16 protein-coding genes, 1 tRNA gene and 2 pseudogenes are annotated in these 20,722 nt (G+C 68.6%); 14 read left to right on the forward strand and 5 right to left on the reverse strand.

The genetic code is table 11. The annotated features are described in order from the left end of the window. The first annotated feature begins 1 nt into the window (after window position 1). From ATK36_RS26640 to ATK36_RS26665, 9 genes are all read left to right on the forward strand, one after another. Complete coding sequence (locus ATK36_RS26640; RefSeq protein WP_245915209.1) at window positions 2–391, forward strand: helix-turn-helix domain-containing protein; 390 nt, start codon at window positions 2–4, stop codon at window positions 389–391. A gap of 153 nt (window positions 392–544) precedes the next feature. Then, complete coding sequence (locus ATK36_RS26645) at window positions 545–1,360, forward strand: Scr1 family TA system antitoxin-like transcriptional regulator (RefSeq protein WP_098513988.1); 816 nt, start codon at window positions 545–547, stop codon at window positions 1,358–1,360. Between the two features lie 157 nt (window positions 1,361–1,517). Next, a complete protein-coding gene (locus ATK36_RS26650) occupies window positions 1,518–2,153 on the forward strand; it encodes a hypothetical protein (RefSeq protein WP_098513989.1) in 636 nt (211 codons plus the stop codon). Between the two features lie 242 nt (window positions 2,154–2,395). Then, the gene (locus ATK36_RS26655; RefSeq protein WP_211291961.1) at window positions 2,396–2,983 is read left to right on the forward strand and encodes a transposase; all 588 of its coding nucleotides are present in this window, start codon (window positions 2,396–2,398) and stop codon (window positions 2,981–2,983) included. Beyond that, complete coding sequence (locus tag ATK36_RS33010; protein WP_245915393.1) at window positions 2,883–3,332, forward strand: transposase; 450 nt, start codon at window positions 2,883–2,885, stop codon at window positions 3,330–3,332. Before ATK36_RS26655 ends, ATK36_RS33010 begins: the two co-directional genes overlap by 101 nt. Window positions 3,333–3,629: 297 nt before the next feature. Further along, window positions 3,630–4,028 (forward strand): transposase family protein, encoded by a 399-nt coding sequence (locus tag ATK36_RS33015; protein WP_281259116.1) that lies wholly within the window; start codon window positions 3,630–3,632, stop codon window positions 4,026–4,028. After that, a complete protein-coding gene (locus ATK36_RS33020) occupies window positions 4,028–4,351 on the forward strand; it encodes a transposase (RefSeq protein WP_211291963.1) in 324 nt (107 codons plus the stop codon). The genes ATK36_RS33015 and ATK36_RS33020 overlap by 1 nt, the downstream gene beginning before the upstream one ends. Then, complete coding sequence (locus ATK36_RS33025; protein ID WP_211291964.1) at window positions 4,348–5,082, forward strand: transposase; 735 nt, start codon at window positions 4,348–4,350, stop codon at window positions 5,080–5,082. Before ATK36_RS33020 ends, ATK36_RS33025 begins: the two co-directional genes overlap by 4 nt. Window positions 5,083–5,439: 357 nt before the next feature. Beyond that, complete coding sequence (locus tag ATK36_RS26665; RefSeq protein WP_211291965.1) at window positions 5,440–6,414, forward strand: serine hydrolase; 975 nt, start codon at window positions 5,440–5,442, stop codon at window positions 6,412–6,414. Window positions 6,415–6,743: 329 nt separating this feature from the next. Here the strand turns inward: ATK36_RS26665 and ATK36_RS26670 are convergent, their stop codons facing one another. The 5 genes and pseudogenes from ATK36_RS26670 to ATK36_RS34855 all read right to left on the reverse strand — a co-directional run. Next, window positions 6,744–8,072, reverse strand: a complete 1,329-nt coding sequence (locus tag ATK36_RS26670; protein ID WP_098513991.1) for an AlbA family DNA-binding domain-containing protein — start codon at window positions 8,070–8,072, stop codon at window positions 6,744–6,746. A 512-nt stretch (window positions 8,073–8,584) separates the two neighbouring features. Then, window positions 8,585–8,658: transfer RNA gene (locus ATK36_RS26675), tRNA-Arg, on the reverse strand. Between the two features lie 905 nt (window positions 8,659–9,563). After that, a complete protein-coding gene (locus ATK36_RS26680; protein ID WP_170069915.1) occupies window positions 9,564–10,031 on the reverse strand; it encodes a peptidase inhibitor family I36 protein in 468 nt (155 codons plus the stop codon). Window positions 10,032–10,201: 170 nt separating this feature from the next. Then, window positions 10,202–11,005: a substrate-binding domain-containing protein gene (locus ATK36_RS34850; RefSeq protein ID WP_425427411.1), complete on the reverse strand. Its 804-nt coding sequence runs from the start codon at window positions 11,003–11,005 to the stop codon at window positions 10,202–10,204. Beyond that, window positions 10,994–11,575 (reverse strand): annotated as a pseudogene (locus ATK36_RS34855) (LacI family DNA-binding transcriptional regulator); the annotation flags it as partial. The gene ATK36_RS34850 and the pseudogene ATK36_RS34855, both read right to left, overlap by 12 nt. A 1,001-nt stretch (window positions 11,576–12,576) precedes the next feature. Here ATK36_RS34855 and ATK36_RS33915 point away from each other — a divergent pair. The 5 genes and pseudogenes from ATK36_RS33915 to ATK36_RS33925 all read left to right on the forward strand — a co-directional run bounded on the left by ATK36_RS33915 (window position 12,577) and on the right by ATK36_RS33925 (window position 20,685). Further along, window positions 12,577–12,846: a hypothetical protein gene (locus tag ATK36_RS33915; RefSeq protein ID WP_245915212.1), complete on the forward strand. Its 270-nt coding sequence runs from the start codon at window positions 12,577–12,579 to the stop codon at window positions 12,844–12,846. Window positions 12,847–12,855: 9 nt separating this feature from the next. Further along, window positions 12,856–14,874, forward strand: a complete 2,019-nt coding sequence (locus tag ATK36_RS26700) for a bifunctional copper resistance protein CopD/cytochrome c oxidase assembly protein (RefSeq protein WP_211291966.1) — start codon at window positions 12,856–12,858, stop codon at window positions 14,872–14,874. A 103-nt stretch (window positions 14,875–14,977) separates the two neighbouring features. Then, window positions 14,978–16,654, forward strand: coding sequence for an energy-dependent translational throttle protein EttA (gene ettA, locus ATK36_RS26705; protein WP_098513993.1), 1,677 nt, complete (start codon window positions 14,978–14,980; stop codon window positions 16,652–16,654). Window positions 16,655–16,674: 20 nt separating this feature from the next. Continuing rightward, window positions 16,675–17,814, forward strand: a pseudogene (locus ATK36_RS33920) (hypothetical protein); the annotation flags it as partial. A 1,761-nt stretch (window positions 17,815–19,575) separates the two neighbouring features. Beyond that, entirely contained in the window at window positions 19,576–20,685 is a 1,110-nt protein-coding gene (locus ATK36_RS33925; protein WP_387000134.1) for a hypothetical protein, read from the forward strand. Window positions 20,686–20,722 lie beyond the last annotated feature (37 nt).

The following is a 20,722-nucleotide window of genomic DNA, read 5'->3' on the forward strand; positions in this document are numbered from 1 at the left end:
GATGGGTGCACGTTCCGCCGACGCCGGCGGGTGTTCGGTGGGTGATGACGACGCCCCGGCGGGCAAGGCGGTGGCGCGGCAGGCCCGGAACGCCGCGATGCTGCAGGCCTACCTCGGCGGCGAGTCGCTGACCGAGATCGCGGATCAGGCCGGAGTGTCGCTGTCCTGGGCAGGTCGCCTACTGAGGGACGCAGGTGTAGTGATGCCCGAGCGTCGCCAGGGGGTCAAGCGCCACAACCTCGATGTGCCGGCCATCATCCGGGAATACAGGGACGGTCAGAGCACGCGTGCCCTGGGCGACCGGCACGACACCAGCTACCAGACCATACGTCGGCTCCTACTACGGTCCGGCGTTCAGCTTCGGCCACACGGCAAGCCACCGCGACAATGAACAGGGCTGGAATCGCCAGCGAACCTTCATACCGGACACGACACCGTCCGGGACCCGGTGGCAGGGCTCTGCGTCGTCTGACCACCCGGCTGCCACTCCGGCCACACCGAACCCGGCCGGCACACCCGGCCTCTCCGTGAGGACGACACGACCATGAAAGAACTGCACCGGGCCGTGGTGCTCGGTATCGCTCTCCGCGCCGCTCGGACGCGACAGCGTTTCCAGCTCAGGGAACTCGCCCGGCGCATCGGCGCGCACCCGGCCCTGGTGTCGAATTGGGAAGTCGGGAACCGTCGGGCCAACCCAGCTACTGTGGCGCGGATTGTCGGGGCGCTCGGCGTTGTCGGCGAGGATGAGCGTTGGCTCACCCGTCTCGCCCGCACCATCGACGATGGGATCATCGTCGGCGGCCCGGACGATCCCCACTGCCTCGCCGCGCTCCGGGACTGCGCCGGACTCGCCAAAGACATCTGGGTGTGGCATCCCCGTCTGATTCCCGAGATCCTGCAGATCCCTGAGTACACCATCGCGGTCCTGGGACAGCAGGGCGTCGACCCGCCGACCGCGCGGCGTCTCGCGGCCAGCGAGGGATGCCAGCGTCTTGCCTTCGGCACCACCCCGGTCACCGCCTATATCTCCCGCGCTGCCCTCACCTCGCAGGAGCACCTGGGCACATCCACGATCATGACCCGGCAGCTCGCGTACCTCGACCGCCTCGAGACCATCGCGGGCCTCACCATCCGCGTCCTGCCCGACCACGCGCCGCCCGCTGGGTTCTCCGGCCCGTTCACCCTTTTCAGTACCTACTCGGCGCCGATTGTGCACATTCCTCACCACGCCACCTCCGGGGTCGTGCTCCCCGACCTGCGCGGCCACTACACCGACATCACCGACCGCCTCGACGACCTCGCCGAACCACCCCGGGACTCTCTCGCGACCATCGCCCGCCTCATCATGGCCGACCTCTGAACCGCAGTCAGTACGCCGGGGCCGCGCCAGCCAGCTGGGCCTCGGAAAGATCCAGAACCCATTCGCCCTCGTACCGCCGGCCGGGCGGGACGCCAGAAGAGTCGAGGAGTCGGTACATGTCCGTTGAGAGCGTCGCCCGCCACATCTACGAACGCGCATGACGGTACCCGCGAACCGCCCGCCGGCGGCCTCGCCCCGGTGGCAGACGGGCCCCAAGATCGCCCTGGGGACAGGCATTCTGGTCGCGTGCGCCGTGCTCACGCTGGCCGTGGCCTGGACGCAGCTCGGCCTCGATGCGATCCGCCTCGACGGGGCGAGCACACTGGACAAGTACCACGAAGCCGACTTCGCCACCTGCGACCAGTTCACCGAGCGCACCTCCGCAATCCCGCCGCTATCCGCCGAACTGGCACGCAACTGGTCTCCCAAGTTCCAATCCGGCTTCCTCGTCTGCGGCTTCGGCTCGAACGACCCGGCAGCACAGTACATCTCACTCGACGTCTACTGGCACGGACCGCGCCACAGCGAATCCGGCACCAAGCGCACAGCAGGCCTCTTCACCGGATTCTCCTTCCGCGGCAAAGACCACAGCCCCGTCGGACTCGACTTCGCGGACCAGGCACGCTGGCTACCCGGCAGCAACCGGGACTCCTGCGCAGTACTCGTCCTCGACCACAACGCCCTCTTCAAAATCGACTACACCCCCGCAAACCCCGACCACAACACCCCAACCTGCCGCACCCAGCTGCGCACCATCACCCGCGCACTCCACACCGCGGCCCAACCACGCTGACACCCCGACCGTGCGGCTACGAGGATCGAGATCAGGCCTCGCGGTCAGAGACCGCCATGTACACAACCCCTCGAAGGCGAATAGGACTCTACTCGGAGAATCCACGCCCCAGAATCGTTTCCCGATCCTGAGAGCCTGTTGGTGGATGGTGTGGCCCTGGTCGTGAGCGTGTCGTGAGGGCATGAAGGTGGGGCTTCTGGTAATCGAGATGTACCACCAACTTGATCACCAGAAGCCCCGGGATGTCCGTCTACCGTGTCGAGGCCGCGAAGGCCAGTTGCGGCGTGTCTGGTTGCGCGTGTCGTGACCGGGTACGTCGATATCCCTCCGATCTGACCGATGAGCAGTGGCAGGTGCTCGAACCCGAGGCCCGGGCGGTGATGGCCGAGCTGCGCAAGAGCCCTGCCGGGGCGCCGATGCGCCATGACCTGCGGGCGATGCTGGACGCGATCGGCTATCTGACCCGCTATGGCATCGAGTGGCGGGCGTTGCCGGTCGATTTCCCGCCCTGGGAGGCGGTGTATGCGTTCTTCGAACGGTGGAGCGAACGCGGCCTGCCACGCCGACTGGCCGGCCGGTTGCGGGAACGCATCCGGATCGCGTGCGGCCGGGCCGAGTTGCCGACCGCGGCGGTCATCGACGCCCAGACCGTGCGTGGCGCCGACACCGTGGCCGCCGGCAGCGCCGGCTATGACGCGGGGAAGAAGACCAAAGGGGCGCAAGCGAAATATCGCCACCGACTGTCTCGGGCTCGTGTTGATGGTCACCGTCACCTCCGCCGGTATGCAAGACCGCGACACCGCGTATCGCCTGCTGGCGTTGCTGCGTGAACACTTCTCCACCGTCACTCTGGTCTGGGCCGACGGCGGCTACGCCGGGCGCCTTGTCGTGTGGGCCAAAGCCGTGCTGCGCCTGACGATCACCATCGTCAAACGCACCGACGACATCAAGGGCTTCGTGGTACTGCCCCGGCGGTGGGTGGCAGAGCGGACGTTCGGCCGGCTGATCCGCCACCGGCGCCTGGTCCGGGACTACGAACGCAAGCCCGAACATCACGAGGCGATGGTCTGGTGGGCCACCCTCGCCATCATGAGCCGCCGGCTGGCCCGAGAACTCGCCGGCGACCCACCACCGCCACACTGGGGACAGCCCCACCCACCCAGCCCAACCACAGCCTGACCATCCACCAACAGGCTCTGAGACCCCGGCGGCTATAACTCCCTGTCGGACTGTGCCCCGGTGGTCTGTGCACGATCCGGCTGGATCGCTGTTGGCGCTCTCCGAATTTGGCTCTGGCGCGGGTTCCGTGGTCCGGTGACGGGCGGTGAGCGCGGTAGTTGATCATGTCGGCGGTGCTCTGTTGATCTTGAGAGGCTGTTACCGCATCTGGGCGGGCTGGTCGTTGAACGGGTGGAGACTGCGGGCGAGGGTGTGACGATCTTCGCGCGGCCGGGCGCCACGGGCTGGCCGTGTCGGGTGTGCGGGTCGTGGTCGGAGCGGGTGCACAGCCGCTACTTGCGTCGAGTGTCCGATGAGCCGGTCGGTGGGCGGCCGGTGACGATTGTGTTGACGGTGCGGCGGTTCTACTGCCGCAACGCAGACTGCGCGGCGGCGACGTTTGTGGAACAGGCCGAGGGCCTGTCCGAGCGGTATCGCCGCCGGTCGGTCCCGCTGCTGGCCACGTTGGCGCAGGTCGGTCTGGCTCTGGCCGGGCGAGCCGGGGCGCGGCTGGCAGCGCAGCTGGGGGTCAAGGTCAACCGAACGACCCTGCTGCGCCTGGTGCGTGCACTGCCGGAGCCCGAACTCACCGAGGCACCACCGGTGCTCGGTGTCGATGACTTCGCGCTGCGTAAGGGAAACGTGTACGGCACTTAGTGGACATCGCCACCGGCAAAGCGATCGATCTTCTGGATGGTCGCGACGCCGACCCGCTGGCTCAGTGGTTGCGAGACCACCCTGGGGCCAAGGTGGTCTGCCGCGATCGTGCCGGCGCCTACGCCGAAGGCGCGAAAGCCGGTGCCCCGGATGCCATCCAGGTGGCCGACCGGTTTCATCTGTGGCGCAACCTCGGCGACTATGTGGAGAAGGCCCCCGTTGCGCGCCACCGTGGCTGTCTCAAACCTGATGCGCCCGAACGCGAGGTTCCGAGGCCCCTCTTGCCGACCCGACGCCTGAGCCCGCTGAGCCGCGGCTGGTGACCCGGACTCGCGAACGCTATGCCGCAGTCCAGGAGCTGCGGCACCAGGGCGAGTCCTTGTCGGCGATCTGCCGGATCCTGTCGCTGGACCGCAAGACCGTCCGACGGTTCGCCGGCGCCACCACGGTCGACGAGCTGCTGGGCAAGGCGATCGGCCGCAGCGACCTGCTTGAGCCGTTCAAACCGTATCTGCACCAGCGCTGGGGCGAGGGCATCACCGACGCCGCCCAGCTCACCAAGGAAATCACCGTCCGGGGATACCGCGGCAGCAACCAGACCGTTCGCCGCTACCTGCACCCGTTCCGCGAGCTGCTCACCCCGCCCCCAGCACCGCCGACCGTACCCAAGGTCCGCCAGGTCACCGGCTGGCTCCTGCGTCACCCTGAGGACCTCGACGCCGACGAGCACCGTCAGCTCGCAGACATCCGGTCACGCAGTCCTCACCTGGACCGTCTCGCCGAGCACATCAAGGCCTTCGCGACCATGATGGTCCACCGACAAGGCGAGGACCTCGACACCTGGCTGTTCACAGTGGAAGCAGACGACCAGCCCGACCTGCGCTCATTCGCCATCGGCATCCGCCGCGACCACGACGCCGTCACCGCCGGACTCACCCTCCTCTACAGCTCAGGCAAGGTCGAAGGCAACGTCAACCGACTCAAGGCCATCAAACGACAGATGTACGGCCGAGCCAAACTCGACCTCCTCCGCAAACGAGTCATCCTGGCCTAACCCCAACGAAACTCACACCGAGTAACCGGACCACGGAACCCGCGCCAGAGCCCCGAATTTCCCGACTTGTGCTCTCTGAAATTCCCCAGTGGGGGTGTCTTGTCGGCGCGTCGTTTGCGCTGGTCAACGGCCTTCGGGCGACGGTTCGCGGTGTTGGTCACCGACCATATGGTGTGTTTCAGTGGGAGAGTCTCCGGGCGGGCGGGCGGGCCACGGCGAGGGGGAACAATGTTCGGTGCACGCAAGCGAGGCTTGCTGGGGGCAGTGGTGCTCGGTGCTGCTGCCGCAACAGGTTGCGGCACAACGCCGGCGGCGCCTGACCACTGCCCCACCACAGCGCCGCCGGACGTGGCCACCGTGATCGGGTGGACCGGCTACATCGCGGCCCACCGCGATGACGTGTCGTTGGTCGTCGACGACGGTCGGGGCACCCGCGTGGTCAACCGTCCCGACCAGCCTCAGCCACTGGCGTCGGCGGTGAAGGTGGTCACCCTGGCCGCCTACGGCCGCGCGGTCGCGCAGGGCCGTGTCCGGCCCGACGAACCGTTCCGGGTGGGTGACTGGGAACGATGGTTCCTGCCCGACACCGACGGTGGTGCGCACGTCCGCGCGCTCGACCTGGCCGGGATTGCCCACGACCGGGTGCGCGCCCTGGACCCGCAACGCGTCGTGCCGCTGGACCAGCTGGTCACCTCGATGATCCAGGTCAGCGACAACGCCGCGGCAGACTTTCTGCGTGACCGCCTCGGCGACGAAGCCCTGCGCCAGGCTGCCGCCGACGGCGGCTGGCCCAACCTTGACCTGCCCGCCGAAGTCGGCGGCATCATCGCCCTCTACGCCCCGGAACTCGCCCCGCCGCTCACCGCACCACGCTCGGTCCGCGCGCTCGCCGAATGGGCGCTGGCCCGGCGCTACGCCACCGATCCCGTGCTACGGGCGGATCTGCTCACCCGGCCACTACCGCCCCAAGACTTCGAACGACAGTGGAGCGACAGCGGCGCAGCCGCCTCCGCCCAGCAACTCGCCGCCCTGCACCGGGCCATCGCCACCGGCTCGTTCGGCCCCGGCACCGACATCGCGCGAACACACCTCGAGCACCAGCCGAGCACCCTGCCAGACGTGACCGGAATCGGCTACAAAGGCGGCAGCCTCAACGGCGTCCTGACCGGCGGCATCGAACTGCGACGCGACGACGGCACCATCGCCAGCGCTGCCCTGCTGGTCCGGCGGATGCAGCCAGACGAGCAGAGCAAGGCCTCAAGTCCCGAAAACCTCCTCATCGCCGCCATGACCGATCCCGCGGTCATGGCGCGTCTGCACTGCAGCGTCTGACAGAGCACCCGGACAGACCTATTCGGACAGTTCCAATAACAGACTGTGCCGTTAGGCGTCAGCTCATGCTCCGACTCCAGAAGTTCGCCATCAGAGCCCGCCCCGTACGCAACACGGCCATGCTCGACCTGGCCGCCCAACTGCCCTCCGTCGTCCTGAGCAAACTGCTGGGTGTCCACATCACCACGGCGACCCGCTGGACCGACCGAGCCGGCACGCCCACGGCGCCCTACGCCGCCGAGGTCGCCCGGCGCAGCGAAGCCAGCGAGTCCCAAGCCCGTAGTCCACCCGAATGCAGGCCCTTCCGATCCCAGGCACAGCCGCAGAACTCACTCGGGAATGCTCGAACAGCGCATCCCGAACTGCTGATCAAGATCATCGGCGAGCTGCCGGGCCACTCCGCGCAGAGTGGCGACCTCGGCGTCGGCGGAGAACTCGGTCTCCACGGCCACCGGCTCGCGCAGCGCCCGTGATCCGGGGACACGACTGAAGAACGAGCTCTGCATCCCGCCGGAAGCCCGATTGTCGATCGCCACTAGCGGCGCACGGCCGCTTGTCTCGTCCCTCAACAAGGCGGCACGGGTCAAGATCGTGCCGACGCCACCAAGTCCGCGGACATGAGCCGACACCAACGCGACCGCCTCGGTGATCACAGCGTCGACGATCGCGACCCACACATGCCAGACCGCAGCGTCATCGCCGGGGAGCTCCACACCGGTCAGTGCCCTGACCATCCCGATCGCCAAGGCGACGGAGCCGTCGTGGTGAAGTTCGACCAAAGCCCAGTCGACCAGTTCGTGGGGGTCCGCCGGGTAGTGGTTCGACCGGATGACCCAACGCCGCAGGCCGTTCCGAGGGTTGTTCACCGCATCGGAAGCGATCATGTCGAGCATCGGTACTCGGCCTTGCGGCTGTCCGAACATCTCGGACGCCAGCTGCAACGCGTTCTTCATCGTCGCGGTCGCCTGGTCCCGTTCCGGGCGTCCGCTCAGCAGTGGCAACGGAGCAACCGGACGAGCCGCCACCGCCACCCAGATCCCCTTCTCCAGGTCGATCTCGGGCACCAAGCCATCCATCAGCGTGCTCAGTGCCGCCCGGTCATCGGCACGTCGAGAGAAGCGATCACGATAGGCGCGCTCAAGCTGGCCCTCGGACATCCAGTTCGTGTCGGTCCCATAGCGATACGGAACGCCCACCTCGTTCTTATCGCCGACCAGGTGAGGCGCGTCCGGGCTCGGGGGCACGAACACGGCGATCAAGCCAGGCTCCCCGTCCTCGCCGTTGATCGCCTCGATCAGCACGCCGTCGACTAATGGCCTCACGTGATGCCAGATCAGCACCCGCAGCGACTGACGAGTGCGCTCATCGTTCGACAGGCCTGTCAGGTCTGCGGCTTCCTCGTTCTCGTCCCGGACGCCGAAGACGATCAGTCCGCCACGCGTGTTGGCCATCGCCGCCACGTCTTTGGCGAACTCCGCCTTCTTCTTCGCCTTGACCTCGGCCGGCAGGTCCTTGTTCTTCCAGGCCAGGTCCAGCTTCCAGTCCAGGTCCTCGTTCTCGCGAACACGCTGGCTGACGGCCTGCGTCAGCATGTCAAGGGTCAACGGCGTCGGAGACAGCCCGAGCTCGACATGGATCCGTGACCACATGATCGCCATCAGCCTACACTAGATCACCCAGCCCCTCACCGGCTGGCCGCCACGCGGACACCGCCATTCAGCAAGTTCTGATTCCGGTGGTTACCAATAGTGGCGACGAGGCCGAGGCGCTCCTCACCCTTCTGTCCGATATCTCTCAAGGCCACGGTGACGACCCCGGCGTTCGTGACGCGGCTAGCGCAGCGTGGTCGATGCTGGGCAGCCGCTCGGCAGCCCAGGGCGGCTACGCGCAAGCTCCCTCCGACGGCGACTACGCCCGCCTTCTGGGGCGAAATGCAGAACAGAGACCGGCCCTGGCGTACCACGGGATAGCGGTCGGGCCGTGGTGGTGGCTAGCGCCGCCAGCGGTAGTTCGTGGTGTGCAGACCTGCTGGTCAGCTCGGTTGCAGTGGTACCAAGTAGCCCCACGTCATTGTGCTGACCAGCAGGAACAGGCGAGCGGCTGGTACTCACATCTCGAAGATGTCTTCGAGTACCAGCCGCTCACCTGGCGCCGTTGCCCATGTTTTGTGTGCCCTCGGCAGGACTCGAACCTGCGACCTAGAGATTAGAAGGCTCTTGCTCTATCCAGCTGAGCTACGAGGGCCCGGGCTGGCGACGGCGGCGCTCCAGCAGCTTAGCCATCGCCATCCTCTCGATCGTTCGACACCGCCGGATCGTTTCACGTCTGGACGGACGGATTTGCTTCTTGTGCGGTGTGGGTGCAGGTGTGCGGGGTGGCGACACGCCGAAGAGCCGGTGGGGTCGGGGCGCGGGGTTTCGCAGGGTCGTGCGGTGAGTGGTGGCGTGGTTGCACAGGGTGCCTAGGTCCAGCTCGAGCTGGTGGTGACGGGTGAGTGGGGTCGGGTGGCGATGGCCCTGGGCAGGGGTGGCGCGAGCGTGTGAAGGCACGAGGCGATTGAGGTGTCGGGTGATGGCGCTTGCTGCGGTGGTGATGGGCATGGTGGCGCCGGGTAGTCGCGGGAACAGGTGTGGCGTCGGTGGCCGAAGAAGGTGACGTGGAGGGTGCGCGAGGGGCGGCGGGTGCGGTGGAGGCGGCGGGTGGTGGAGGCGTGGAGGTCGAAGTGACCGGGGCCGGAGGCGTTGTGGGGCAGAGAGAGGCGTCGCGGGGCAGGGACGGGTGTGGGGCAGGGATGGTGTAGGGCCGAGAGCATTGTGGGCCACGGGGCGTTGTGGGGCAGGGAAGGTATGCGGCAGGGGGCGTTACGGGCAGGGAGGGTTTGGCCAGGGGCAGCGTGGGCAGGGGCAGCGTGGGGTGGTGCCGGTGCGGACTGGAAGGGCGGGAGCAGGAGCGAAGCCCTGGCCTCGCCTCCCGCGCGCGGGTCGGGGGCCGGTGCGGGAGGCGAGGGTGTGGGGCCCGTGGGCGCGGCTGGTTGCGGGAAGCGCGCCCACGGGCTGGGGGCCGCCCGGGGGTGCGGCCCCCGGGGCCGGCGAAACGCCGCGAGTCGACTCGGCCTGGAGCAGGGCGGTTCGGCGGTCCCCGTTTCGGGGTTATTCCCAGATCTTGACGGCGCGGACCACGAACGGCGACTGGGGAACATAGGTGCCGCCACCCGGATAGGTGACGAAATCCCCTTCGGTGGAACAGTCGGCGCCTTGGTAGATCGTGACGTCGCGGGTCAGGCGGTTGCCGAACGAATGTGCATCGAAACCCTCGGGAAGGGGAATGCAGTCGCTGGGGTTCGCGGTGCGCAGGTCGTACTTATGGGTGGTTCCGGAATAGTTTTCATCTCCCCACAGGCAGAATTCGCCGACCGCGCACGACGCGGCGGGCGGTGGTGGGGTGGCCGGTGCGGGCAGCGGGGCGGCCTGTGCCAAGGCTCCGCTCGCGAGTAGACCCGTGGCGGTCAGGAAAAAGAGGTATGGCAGACGCGCGGGCCGGAGGTGGCGCGATGGGCGATCCGGTCGGCCGGAATCGCCGGGGAACGCCGGACGGGCAGAGCGCAGGTGACGGAACATAGTGGTGAATTCCCCTCTGGATGCGACCGGATGGCCGCCGTGGAAATCGGGCTGGTTCCAGAATGGCGGGTGGGTGGGGGTTTGTCTGCAGGGAATCCTACTTCTGTGGACAAGTAGTCGTACTTAGCTCGAATGGGACGAGTTGTCCACAGATCGGCGAGTTGCCTTGCCTAAATCGCCGTGGTGCTTTCCCGGATGATGAGCGACACCGGGAGTTCGATCGGCGGCGGAGCGGAATCGCCCTCGAGGAGGCGCAGGACGAGTTCGCCGGCGATGCGGCCCTTGCCGGCGAGATCCTGGCGGACGGTCGTCAGCGGCGGATCGGACCAGGAGGCTTGCGGGGTGTCGTCGAAGCCGACGATCGACACGTCTTCCGGGACGCGGAGGCCCAGCCGGCGAGCGGCGGCGATGGCGGCGAAGGCGAGTTGGTCCGACATGCACAGCAAGGCAGTCGGGCGGGGCTCCGCGGTGAGCAGTACGGTGGCGCTGGCCCGTGCTGTCGACGCGGCCAGCCAGGGTGCCTCGGAGACAGTGACTTCGGTGATTCCGGCGGCGGTGAGAACGTCGAGGTAGCCCGCCAGTCGTTCGCGGGTCCCGCGGAAGGCGCTGGCCTGGGCGGATTCGAGGCCCGTGTGGGGTGCCGGGCCGGTGAGTTCCGGCGTGCGGCCGGTGTCCCGCTCGGCGAGGCGATCGGTCTGTGGCGTACACGGGCCGACGTGGGGCCTTTGACGCTTGTCGACAGGGCGGTCCGTGCGGAGCTGTCGTGGGGTCGCGGGGCTGCGCTTTCCGGTGGACGACGCGGCCGTAACGGGGGCCGGTCGAGTGGCGCCAATGGATTTGGCGGAGCGGTCTGGCGGGGCGTCGCCCGGTGAAAGCCGTGCAGCGTTGGCGGGTGCGGATCCTGGGGGAGTGGCGGTATCGCTAGGCCGTAGCTCAGCGGGCGGCGTGACGGCGACCCGAGGAGCGGAGAGGATTCCGAAGCGGCGGTGGCCCAGTTCTACGAGGTGGTGCGCAGCGAGGGAGGCGCCTCCATGGTCATCGCAGCCGACTCGGGCGGTTGCGGGTAGCGGGGGCTGGTCGATGATCACCAAGGGGAGGACTCGGGCATGTACGGCGTCTAGTGCGGCAGTGCCGTCGGCTAGGGAGTACGCGACGGCGATGTCGGCCTGCGCGGCTAGTACGCGTTCTGCCGGGGGACCGTCCTGGGTTTCGCGTCCGGGAAGTAGCAGTAGCGCGTGGCCGGTGGGGTCGACAGTCTTCGCCAGCGCGTCGAGAGTGATCGACAGTGCTGGGTCGGAGAACGCTGCAGACAGCGATTGGTCGAGCAGGAACGCGATGGCGCCGGTACGGCTCGTAGCGAGGCTTCGCGCTGTTGGATTGGGGCCGGGGTAGCCAAGGCCCCGCGCGGCACGAAGGATCTCTTCGCGCAGTTTCGCAGACAGCTGGTCCGGACGGTTGTACGCGTTGGACACGGTGGCGCGAGAGACCCCGACCGCCTCTGCGACGTCGTCCAGTGTCGGGCGCCGTCGCCGGGTGGTACTCATCGGCGGAGCATAGCGTGCCCTAGGTTTCCTGAAGCGCTTAAGCCATGCTGAGCCGACGGGGCGAAGGAACGGTGCGACGCGCGATCGGACGGCGGTCTTCGCGCTCAACGGTGCGACGCTCGGCTCGTGGGCGCTGCGTACGCCGGCCTCGCCGCACGGGTCGCTGCTACACCGGGAACCTTCGGCCTCTCGTTACTCGGCGCGAGCGTCGGGATGCTGTGTGGCGCCCCGCTTGCCGATCGGCTTACGGAATGGCTCGGCGCACGTACAGCAGTTGCGGGGAGCACGGTCGCGGCAGTTGTCGCGCTCGCGCTTGTCGGGTACGCGTCGTCGGGTCCCGTTGCTCGCTGCTGCGTTGTTCGTGCTCGGTGCGAGCGTGAGACGTGGCGATGAACATTGCCGGGGTGCTCGTAGGACGCAGTATGGGCCGGGCTGTGATGCCGACATTGCACGCGGGGTCCAGCTTCGGCGCACTCGTTGGTCCCTGCTTGCCGGATTGGCTGCAGGACAGGGCTGGTCTCCGGCGAGGCATCTGACAACCGGGGCGGCAGTGACGCTGGTCGTGCTGGTTGTCGGGCTACGCGCTGCTCCGGATGGGCGGCCGGCCATGAGGCTCGGCAACAGACGCCCGCGCGTGCGCCGATCCGACGCCCGGTCCTGTGACTGTTTGCTTCGGTGGCGTTGTGCTCGGCTATCGCCGAAGGAGCGAGCTCCGATTGGTCTGCATTGCTCATGGTTACGGTGCACGGCGTCGGCCAGGGTGCGGCCGCGCTCGCGTACGCCAGCTTCGCCCTGGCGATGGCGCTTTCGCGAACCGTGGGCGCGTGGATTCAGGAGCGGCTCGGCGCGACGCGTTCCCTGGCCGTTGGTGCCGGTTTCGCCGCACTAGGTCTGGTCATCGCTGCACTGTCTCCGGCAGGGTTCGCGTACGCCGGATTCGCGCTCGCAGGGGGCCGCAGCGTTTCCCCTCGCGCTCAGTTTGGCCGGCGACGCAGGCCAGCGTGCCGACGGTGGCGGTGGCGGCGGTGAACGAGAGCGCATTCGTGTCGACCATCGCCTACTCGGGATTCCTCGCCGGGCCGCCATTGATCGGAGGAATCGCGCAGGCGACGTCGTTGCCGGTGTCCTTTCTCATAGTCGGTCTCATTGCCGCGCTGATCGTGCCAGCGGCAATCGGCGCGGCGCGGGCGGCACGACACGACCGTGTGCCGGTCGGGTTGATCCAGCGACAGCGGCCTACCCCCGTGCCGCGGCAAATGGGACAGTCTTAGTCTCGACGGGTGACGTCGGAGCCCGTATTGAAGCCGGAAGCACCCACTCGTCGACGGACGAGCGTGCTGCCGTTGCTCTCGGTCGGCGTCCTGCTAGCCGCGGTGGTCGCAGTCGGTCTCGTAGCGCTTACGGGAGGCGCCGGTTACGTTATCGCCGGGTTGCCTGATCCGGGCCTCGTCACACGTTACGGCGTCACTGTCGTCCGAGTGCTGGCCGAAGGCGCGTCGGTTGTCGCTGTCGGCTCGCTGTTGCTGGCTGCGTTCCTAGTGCCGCCACAGCAGAATGGCACGCTCGCTCCCGAGGGGTACGCCGCTGTACGCGCGGCTGGTATCGCCGCGTGGGTTTGGTTTGCCGCTTCCATTCTTTCGGTCGTCTTCACCGCCGCCGACAGCGCAGGGAAGCCGCTGTCGGAGGTTCTTTCCCCACAGACCTTGCTCGACCTCGTCGACGCGATCGAACAACCGAAGGCATGGCTCTGGACGGCGCTCATCGCGATCCTGCTCGCGCTTGGCTGCCGTCTCGTGCTCAGCTGGGGCTGGACGGCGACGCTCTTCTTCGTCTCTGTCGCCGGACTCATACCCGTGGCGGTCACCGGTCACTCGGCCAGCGGCGGCTCGCACGACATGGCCACCAACAGCCTGCTGTTCCACCTCATCGCCGCCGCGCTGTGGGTTGGCGGGCTACTGGCGCTGCTGGCGCTCGGCTGGCGCCGGGGCAAGCACCTTTCACTCGCCGCGCAGCGCTTCTCGCGCCTTGCGCTGGTGTGCTGGATCGTGATGGCCATCTCCGGCGTCATCAACGCGCTGGTGCGGATCAACCTGAGCGACCTGTTCACCACCGATTACGGCCTGCTCGTGGTCGCGAAGGTGGTCGCGCTGCTGCTTCTCGGTGTCTTCGGTCACCAGCAACGGCAGCGCGGCGTCGCGAACCTGGTCGACGGCGAGGGCGGTGGCCAGCTGTTGCGGCTCGCCGCGGTCGAGGTGCTGATCATGTTCGTCACGATCGGCATCGCGTCCGGGCTCGCGCGTACGCCACCACCGCCGGACGCAGTCACCCAGCCGTCCGCCGTCGAACTGCTCATCGGCTACAACCTCGACGGTCCGCCCACGTTCTGGCGCCTGCTTACCGAGTGGCGCTTCGACCTCGTGTACGGCACTCTCGCGATTGTCCTCGCCGCGGCGTACCTCGTCGGCGTACGCCGCCTTCGCAAGCGTGGGGACCAGTGGCCGATCGGCCGGACGATCTCGTGGGTCGCCGGCTGTCTGGTGATCCTTCTCGCCACGTCGTCCGGTGTCGGCCGCTACGCGCCTGCGATGTTCAGCGTGCACATGGGCAACCACATGCTCCTGTCGATGGTGGCACCGGTGCTGCTGGTCCTCGGTGGGCCGGTCACGCTCGCGCTGCGCGCATTGCCGGCAGCCGGTCGCGACGCGCCGCCAGGCCCGCGTGAGTGGCTGCTCGCCGCGGTGCACTCACCGGTGTCGCGGTTCCTGACCAACCCGATCATCGCGCTGCTGCTCTTCATCGGGTCGTTCTACGGGCTGTATTTCTCGGGCCTCTTCGACGCCGCCCTGAACTACCACTGGGCACACCTGGCGATGAATGCCCACTTCCTGCTCGTCGGCTACGTCTTCTACTGGCCGGTGATCGGCGTCGACCCGGCGCCGCGACGGCTGCCCCCGATCGGGCGGCTCGGCATGATGTTCGGCGCGATGCCGTTTCACGCGTTCTTCGGCGTGATCTTGATGAACATGCAGACCGTCATCGGCCGCGAGTTCTACACCTCGCTTCGGCTGCCGTGGGTCGGCGACCTGCTCACGGATCAGCGGCTGGGCGGCGGCATCGCATGGGCGTCCGGTGAGGTGCCCGTGCTGCTCGTGCTGATCGCGCTGCTGGTGCAGTGGGCGCGCGCGGACGAGCGCGAGGCGAAACGGCGTGACCGGCGCGAGGAAAACACCGGTGACGAGGAGCTGACCGCCTACAACGCGATGCTGAAGAACCTCGCGCAGGGCAAGCGGAGCGAGTGAAACCTCCGGAAATGATATCGTCCGCGTGACGTCGAGGTGACCCTCGGTAGCGCGGTGGTGACCGCCGTCGGGGCGCCGAGAGGCCCACTCTACGATCGCTGGCATGGCCGAGTTCATCTACACCATGAAGAAGGTGCGCAAGACCGTCGGGGACAAGGTCATCCTCGACGACGTCAGCACCGCGTTCTATCCCGGCGCCAAGATCGGCGTGGTGGGCCCGAACGGCGCCGGTAAATCCACCGTGCTGAAGATCATGGCGGGGATCGAGCAGGCCAGCAACGGCGAGGCGTTCCTGCAGCCGGGGGCCTCCGTCGGCATCCTGATGCAGGAGCCGGAGCTGAACGAGGGCAAGACCGTGCGGCAGAACGTCGAGGAGGGCCTCGGCGAGACGAAGAAGAAGCTCGACCGCTACAACGAGATCGCCGAGCAGATGGCGACCGACTACAGCGACGAGCTGATGGAGGAGATGGGGCAGCTCCAGGAGGACCTCGACCACGCGGATGCCTGGGAACTCGACTCTGCCGTGGAACAGGCGATGGACGCCCTGCGCTGCCCGCCGCCGGACGAGCCGGTGACCCACCTCTCCGGGGGTGAGCGGCGCCGTGTCGCGCTGTGCAAGCTCCTGCTCTCCGCGCCCGACCTGCTGCTGCTCGACGAGCCCACCAACCACCTGGACGCCGAAAGCGTGCTGTGGCTGGAACAGTTCCTCGCGAACTACGCGGGCGCCGTGCTGGCCGTGACCCACGACCGGTATTTCCTGGACAACGTCGCCCAGTGGATCATGGAGCTCGACCGTGGCCGCGTCGTCGGCTACGAGGGCAACTACTCCACGTACCTGGAGAAGAAGCGCGAACGGCTCGAGGTACAGGGCAAGAAGGACGCGAAGCTCGCGAAGCGGCTTCGCAGCGAGCTGGAGTGGGTACGGTCCAACGCGAAGGCGCGGCAGACCAAGTCCCGCTCGCGGCTGGACCGCTACGAGGAGATGGCCGCGGAGGCCGACAAGCACCGCAAGCTCGACTTCGAAGAGATCCAGATCCCGCCCGGCCCGCGGCTGGGCAACGTGGTGGTCGAGGTCGAGAAGCTGCGCAAGGGCTTCGACGACCGCGTCCTCATCGACGGGCTCTCGTTCGACCTGCCGCGCAACGGCATCGTCGGCGTGATCGGGCCGAACGGCGTCGGTAAGACCACGCTGTTCAAGACCATCGTCGGGCTGGAGGAGCCGGACGGCGGTTCGGTCAAGATCGGCGAGACGGTCAAGTTGTCCTATGTGGACCAGAACCGGGGCGGCATCGACCCGAAGAAGACCGTGTGGGAGGTCGTGTCCGACAAGCTCGACTACATCCACGTCGGGCAGACCGAAATGCCTTCGCGTGCGTACGTGAGCGCGTTCGGCTTCAAGGGCCCGGACCAGCAGAAGCCGGCTGGCGTGCTCTCCGGTGGCGAGCGCAACCGGCTCAACCTGGCCCTGACGCTCAAGCAGGGCGGCAACCTGATCCTGCTCGACGAGCCGACGAACGACCTGGACGTGGAGACGCTGGGCTCGCTGGAGAACGCGCTCGAACAGTTCCCCGGCTGCGCCGTGGTGATCTCGCACGACCGGTGGTTCCTCGACCGGGTGGCCACGCACATTCTGGCCTGGGAGGGCACGGAGGAAGACCCCGCCCGCTGGTTCTGGTTCGAAGGCAACTTCGAGGGCTACGAGAAGAACAAGATCGAACGTCTCGGTGCGGAAGCCGCCCGCCCGCACCGGGTCACCCATCGCAAGTTGACGCGCGACTGACCGGCGCGGGGGGTCGGAGAGTGGAAACCAGCAGGCACAACCGGCCCAGCCCGTCCGCACCCGCGGACGGGCGGCCCGCCGTTGCCGGTGGCGGGACTCTCGCCGACCTCGCCCGGCTCATCGGGCAAGCGGAGGCACTGCACCTGCGCGCGCCGGAGGTGGCGCTGGTGCTCGGCGAGCGCGCGGCGGCGCTCGCCGAAGCGGCCGGCGCGGACGGACACTGGATCCGGGCGGAAAGCCTGGTCGTGTCCGCGCGGGTGCGTGTCGGTGATCGCACCGACACGGTCGGCCGTGCCGTGGCGGCGTTGCGCGCAGCCGAGCACGCCGGGTACGTGAGCACTGCTGCGCGGCTGCGCATCGACCTGGCGGTGTGCGCGCGCAGCCTCGGCGTACCGGTGATGGGCCTGGCCGCGCTGCGCCCGGCGTTGTCGAAGGACGTACTGCCGTCGTTGCGCGCCGAAGCGCTGTGTCACCTTGTGGGCTGTCTCGCCCAGTTCGGCCGTAAGCCGGAGCTGGATCGCGTACTGGTGGAAGCGGACAAGCTGCTGGTGGCTGACGACGCGCTTGACGCGGACAGCCGGCTCCTCATGCGCGCGTTGCTGCGTAACGGGACTGCTGCGCACCGCCGTCGCCATGGTGATCTCACGGCGGCCGCGGACGCCGCGCGCACCGGTCTCGGCTTTCTCGAGAAGCTGGATCGCCCTGGCGACGACGGTGGGCTTGTACGGATCCGGCTGGTGCTACAGCTGGTGAGCACTTTGCTGGACCGCGGTGACGCGGACATGGCGTACGACATCGCAGAGCCGATGCTGCGGGGGCCGGAACGCGCTGCTGGTGTGGCGCCTGCGGCTTGGTTGCGGCTCGCGGTCGCTACGCGCGTACACATGCCTGCAGGGGCTGGCGACGCTGCCGCGGAGCTGGTGGGGCACGCTGTCGGCGCCACCGACCGGCACGGTCTGCCCGCGCTCACCGCGCGGCTGTGGCTGGAGCTGTCGCAGATCGAGGAACGCTTCGGCAGCGCTGAAGATGCTATTGCGTGCTTACACCGCTCGCGCGCTGCGGAGCACGTACACGCCCGCGCGCGGCGTCAGGCATGCGGTCTGCTCGCAGGGGAGTTCGGGGCCAGTGAGCTGGCGTCGTTCGATCTGGACGAGGTACTTGCGACGTGTGGGCCGCGTGACGCCCAGTCGGTGGCGATGGCTGTTGAACCACGGGTTGAGGCGGCGGTCACTTCGGTGATGCCGGTGATCCGGGACGAGCCGTCGTCGGCTTCGCCGTCTTTCGAACCGGCTGTTGTCGCGGAGACGTCTCCTGAGCAGACGGCTGTGTTTCCGGCTGTCTCTGTGGACGATGTTGCATCCGTCGGGACTGTTGCGTCCGTGGGGAGTGTGCGGGGGTTGCGGCCGGATGCCGCTGGGGATGGTGAGGCGCCTGCTTCGCGGTCGGCGGGTTCTCACGCCGCGAAGCCGGGGCGGGACGTTGCTGAGCGGTCTGTGGCGGACCTGCTTGAGGTGTCCGAGCGGCGCGCGGTGGGTGGCGCGGCTGGGACGGCTTCGGCTGCTTCGTCGGGTACAGCGCGTACGCGGGCGACGGTGGCGTCTGAGGGAGCTGTTGCTGGGAAGCGTGCTGCTGGTGGGAAGCCCGGGACTTGGGGGACCGTCGGGCGGCGTGCGGCTGCTGGGGCGAGTGCGGGGCGTCATGCTGGTGGGAAGCAAGGGGATGCTGGGGAGCAAGGGGCCGCCGGGGAGCCTGTGGCGCATGGGGTTCTGGGGGGACAAGGGGCTGTTGGTGAGCAGAGGACGGTTGGCGAGCGTGGGGTTGCTGGGGAATCTGTGGTGGGTGAGGTGGGTGGAGCTGGTGAGGCTCGGGCGCTTCGTGCTGTAGGTGAGGTGCGTGAGGTTGGCGAGGTTCGTGATGTGCGAGAGGACCACGGGGTACGTAAGGACCGTGGGGCGCGTGAGGGGTATGGAGCACGTGAGGACCGTGGGGTGCATGAGGACCGTGGGGTGGGTGAGGACCGTGGGGTAGGTGAGGACCATGGGATGGGTGAGGGCTGCGGGGTGCGTGAGGGCCGTGGGGTGGGCGAGGCCCGTGGGCTGCGCGAGGGGCGCGGGGTAGCGGGGGCGCTGGTGACTGGTGGGGTAGCGGAAGGACGTCGAGCTGACGTCGACTTTGCGGCACGTGATGCTGCAGCGGCGCGTGATGGCGCTGTGGTGCGTGATGCTGCCGCGGGGCGTGATGCTGTGGTGACGGGCGATGCTGTGGTGATCCGTGACACTGCCGTGGCACATGTTGCTGGTGGAGTGAATGGGGCCGGTGGGGTGCACGGAACTGGTGGGGTGCACGGGGCAGGTGGGGTGCACGGGGTAGATGGGGTGCATGGGACTGGTGAGGCATATGGGGCTGGAGGAGCGCGTGTGGAGAGGCAGGGGCGTGCGGCGGGAGAGGAACATGTGGCGGCTGGGGAGGCTGTGACCAGGGCTATCCGTGAGGGAGCGCCTGGGACTTCTGGGGAATCTGTGCGGCGGGTATCGGCGGAAGCCGAGTCGCGGGTGACGGGTGAGCCAGTGCTGCGGGCTGCGGACGACGGAGCGCCGAGGGTGGCGGGGGGCTCTGCGTTGCGGGCGGCCGAGGAGGCCGCGTTGCGGGCGGTTGATGCGGCTGCGCGGCTTGCCGGTGGGGAGGGTGCTTGGCGGGCCGTTGAGGAGGCTGCGCGGCGGGCTCTCGCGGAACCGGTGCGGCGATGGGATGTTGGTGGGTCGGCAGGGCCTGGTGACGGCGCGGAACCGGTGCGGCGACGCGAAGTCGGTGGGTCGGCAGGGCGTGGAGAAGGACCGGAGCCGGTAGGGCCGGGCGGAGAAGAGTCGCTGCGGCGGGTAGAGGCCGGGGAATCGGCGGCCCGTGGGGAAGTCGCGGAGACGGTGCGTCGGGGGACCGCTGAGGAGTCGGTTCGCCGGGACGTGGCGGAGTCCGGCCGGTGGCCGGAGGCCGAGCCGGGAGCACCATGGGACGAGGCGCAGGACGCTTCGGCGCGGCGGGGACCGGCGGTGCGATCCGAGGACGAGCCGCCGCGGTTCTCGTTGCGGATGCCGGATCTTTCGGACATCTTGCCGGAGCTGCCGTTGGCGCCGGCGCCGGCGGACGAACCTGCGGCGCCGTTGTGGGAGAGCGACGAGTGGGCGCGCGAGGAACAGGCCCGCCGGGACGCTCGCCGGACGACGCGGCATGACGCCGAGCACGGGTCGGTCGCGGCGCGGTCCGTGCTGGACCGGTTGGGGATCTCCGCTGGGGACGGCGTGGGTGGCCGGCGTCGGGCCGACGCGGCCGGTCAGCGGGAGGACGAAGCCGGGCGGCAGGTAGACGCGCCTGGCTGGGAGGCCGGAGACGGGGTTGAAGAGCCCGGGCGTCGGGCCGACGCGGCGGAGTGGCGGACCGGAGGGGAACCCGCCCGGCGAGTCGACGCGTCCGGATGGCATGTCGAAGAGGCCAGACAGCAGAACGGGGAAGCCGGACGGCGTGCCGACGAACCGGAGCGGTGGGCTGGAGAGGCAGGGCAGTGGGCACACGAAGCCGGACGGCGAGCCGCAGCGTTCGGACCGCAGGCGGACGAGGCCGAGTGGCCTGCGGAGGCAGCCACGCAGCGGGCGGCCGGTCCTGCCGAGCCGGGGGAAACCGGTGCGGGAGAAGCGAAAACGGCGGCCGGGAGTGCGCGTGAGCCGGAACTGGACGAGCTTGCCGGTGAGCCGTGGTTGCCGCGATTGCGGATGCCGCCCGCGCTCGATCCGCTGACGGACGTGGAGGACTGGACGCCGTCGTCGCAGCCGTTCCCGGACAGTTACGCGCGGGCCATCGCAGAGGACGAACCGGCGGCGGACGCGGGGCTGGCCGAGTTGCTCGCCCGCGCGCTCGCCGAGCATCAGGCGGGGACCGCGAGCGCGGCCGCGCTGGTGAAGCGGCTCGGGCCGGAGGACGGGACGAAGCGTTCGATCAACGGGCACGCCACGGCGGATCGGCACCGCAGGACCGACTGACCCAAGCTGCACGACCCCACGGTGTCGGACGGGTCCG

The sequence above is a fragment of the Amycolatopsis sulphurea genome (genome assembly GCF_002564045.1).
Lineage (GTDB): Bacteria > Actinomycetota > Actinomycetes > Mycobacteriales > Pseudonocardiaceae > Amycolatopsis > Amycolatopsis sulphurea.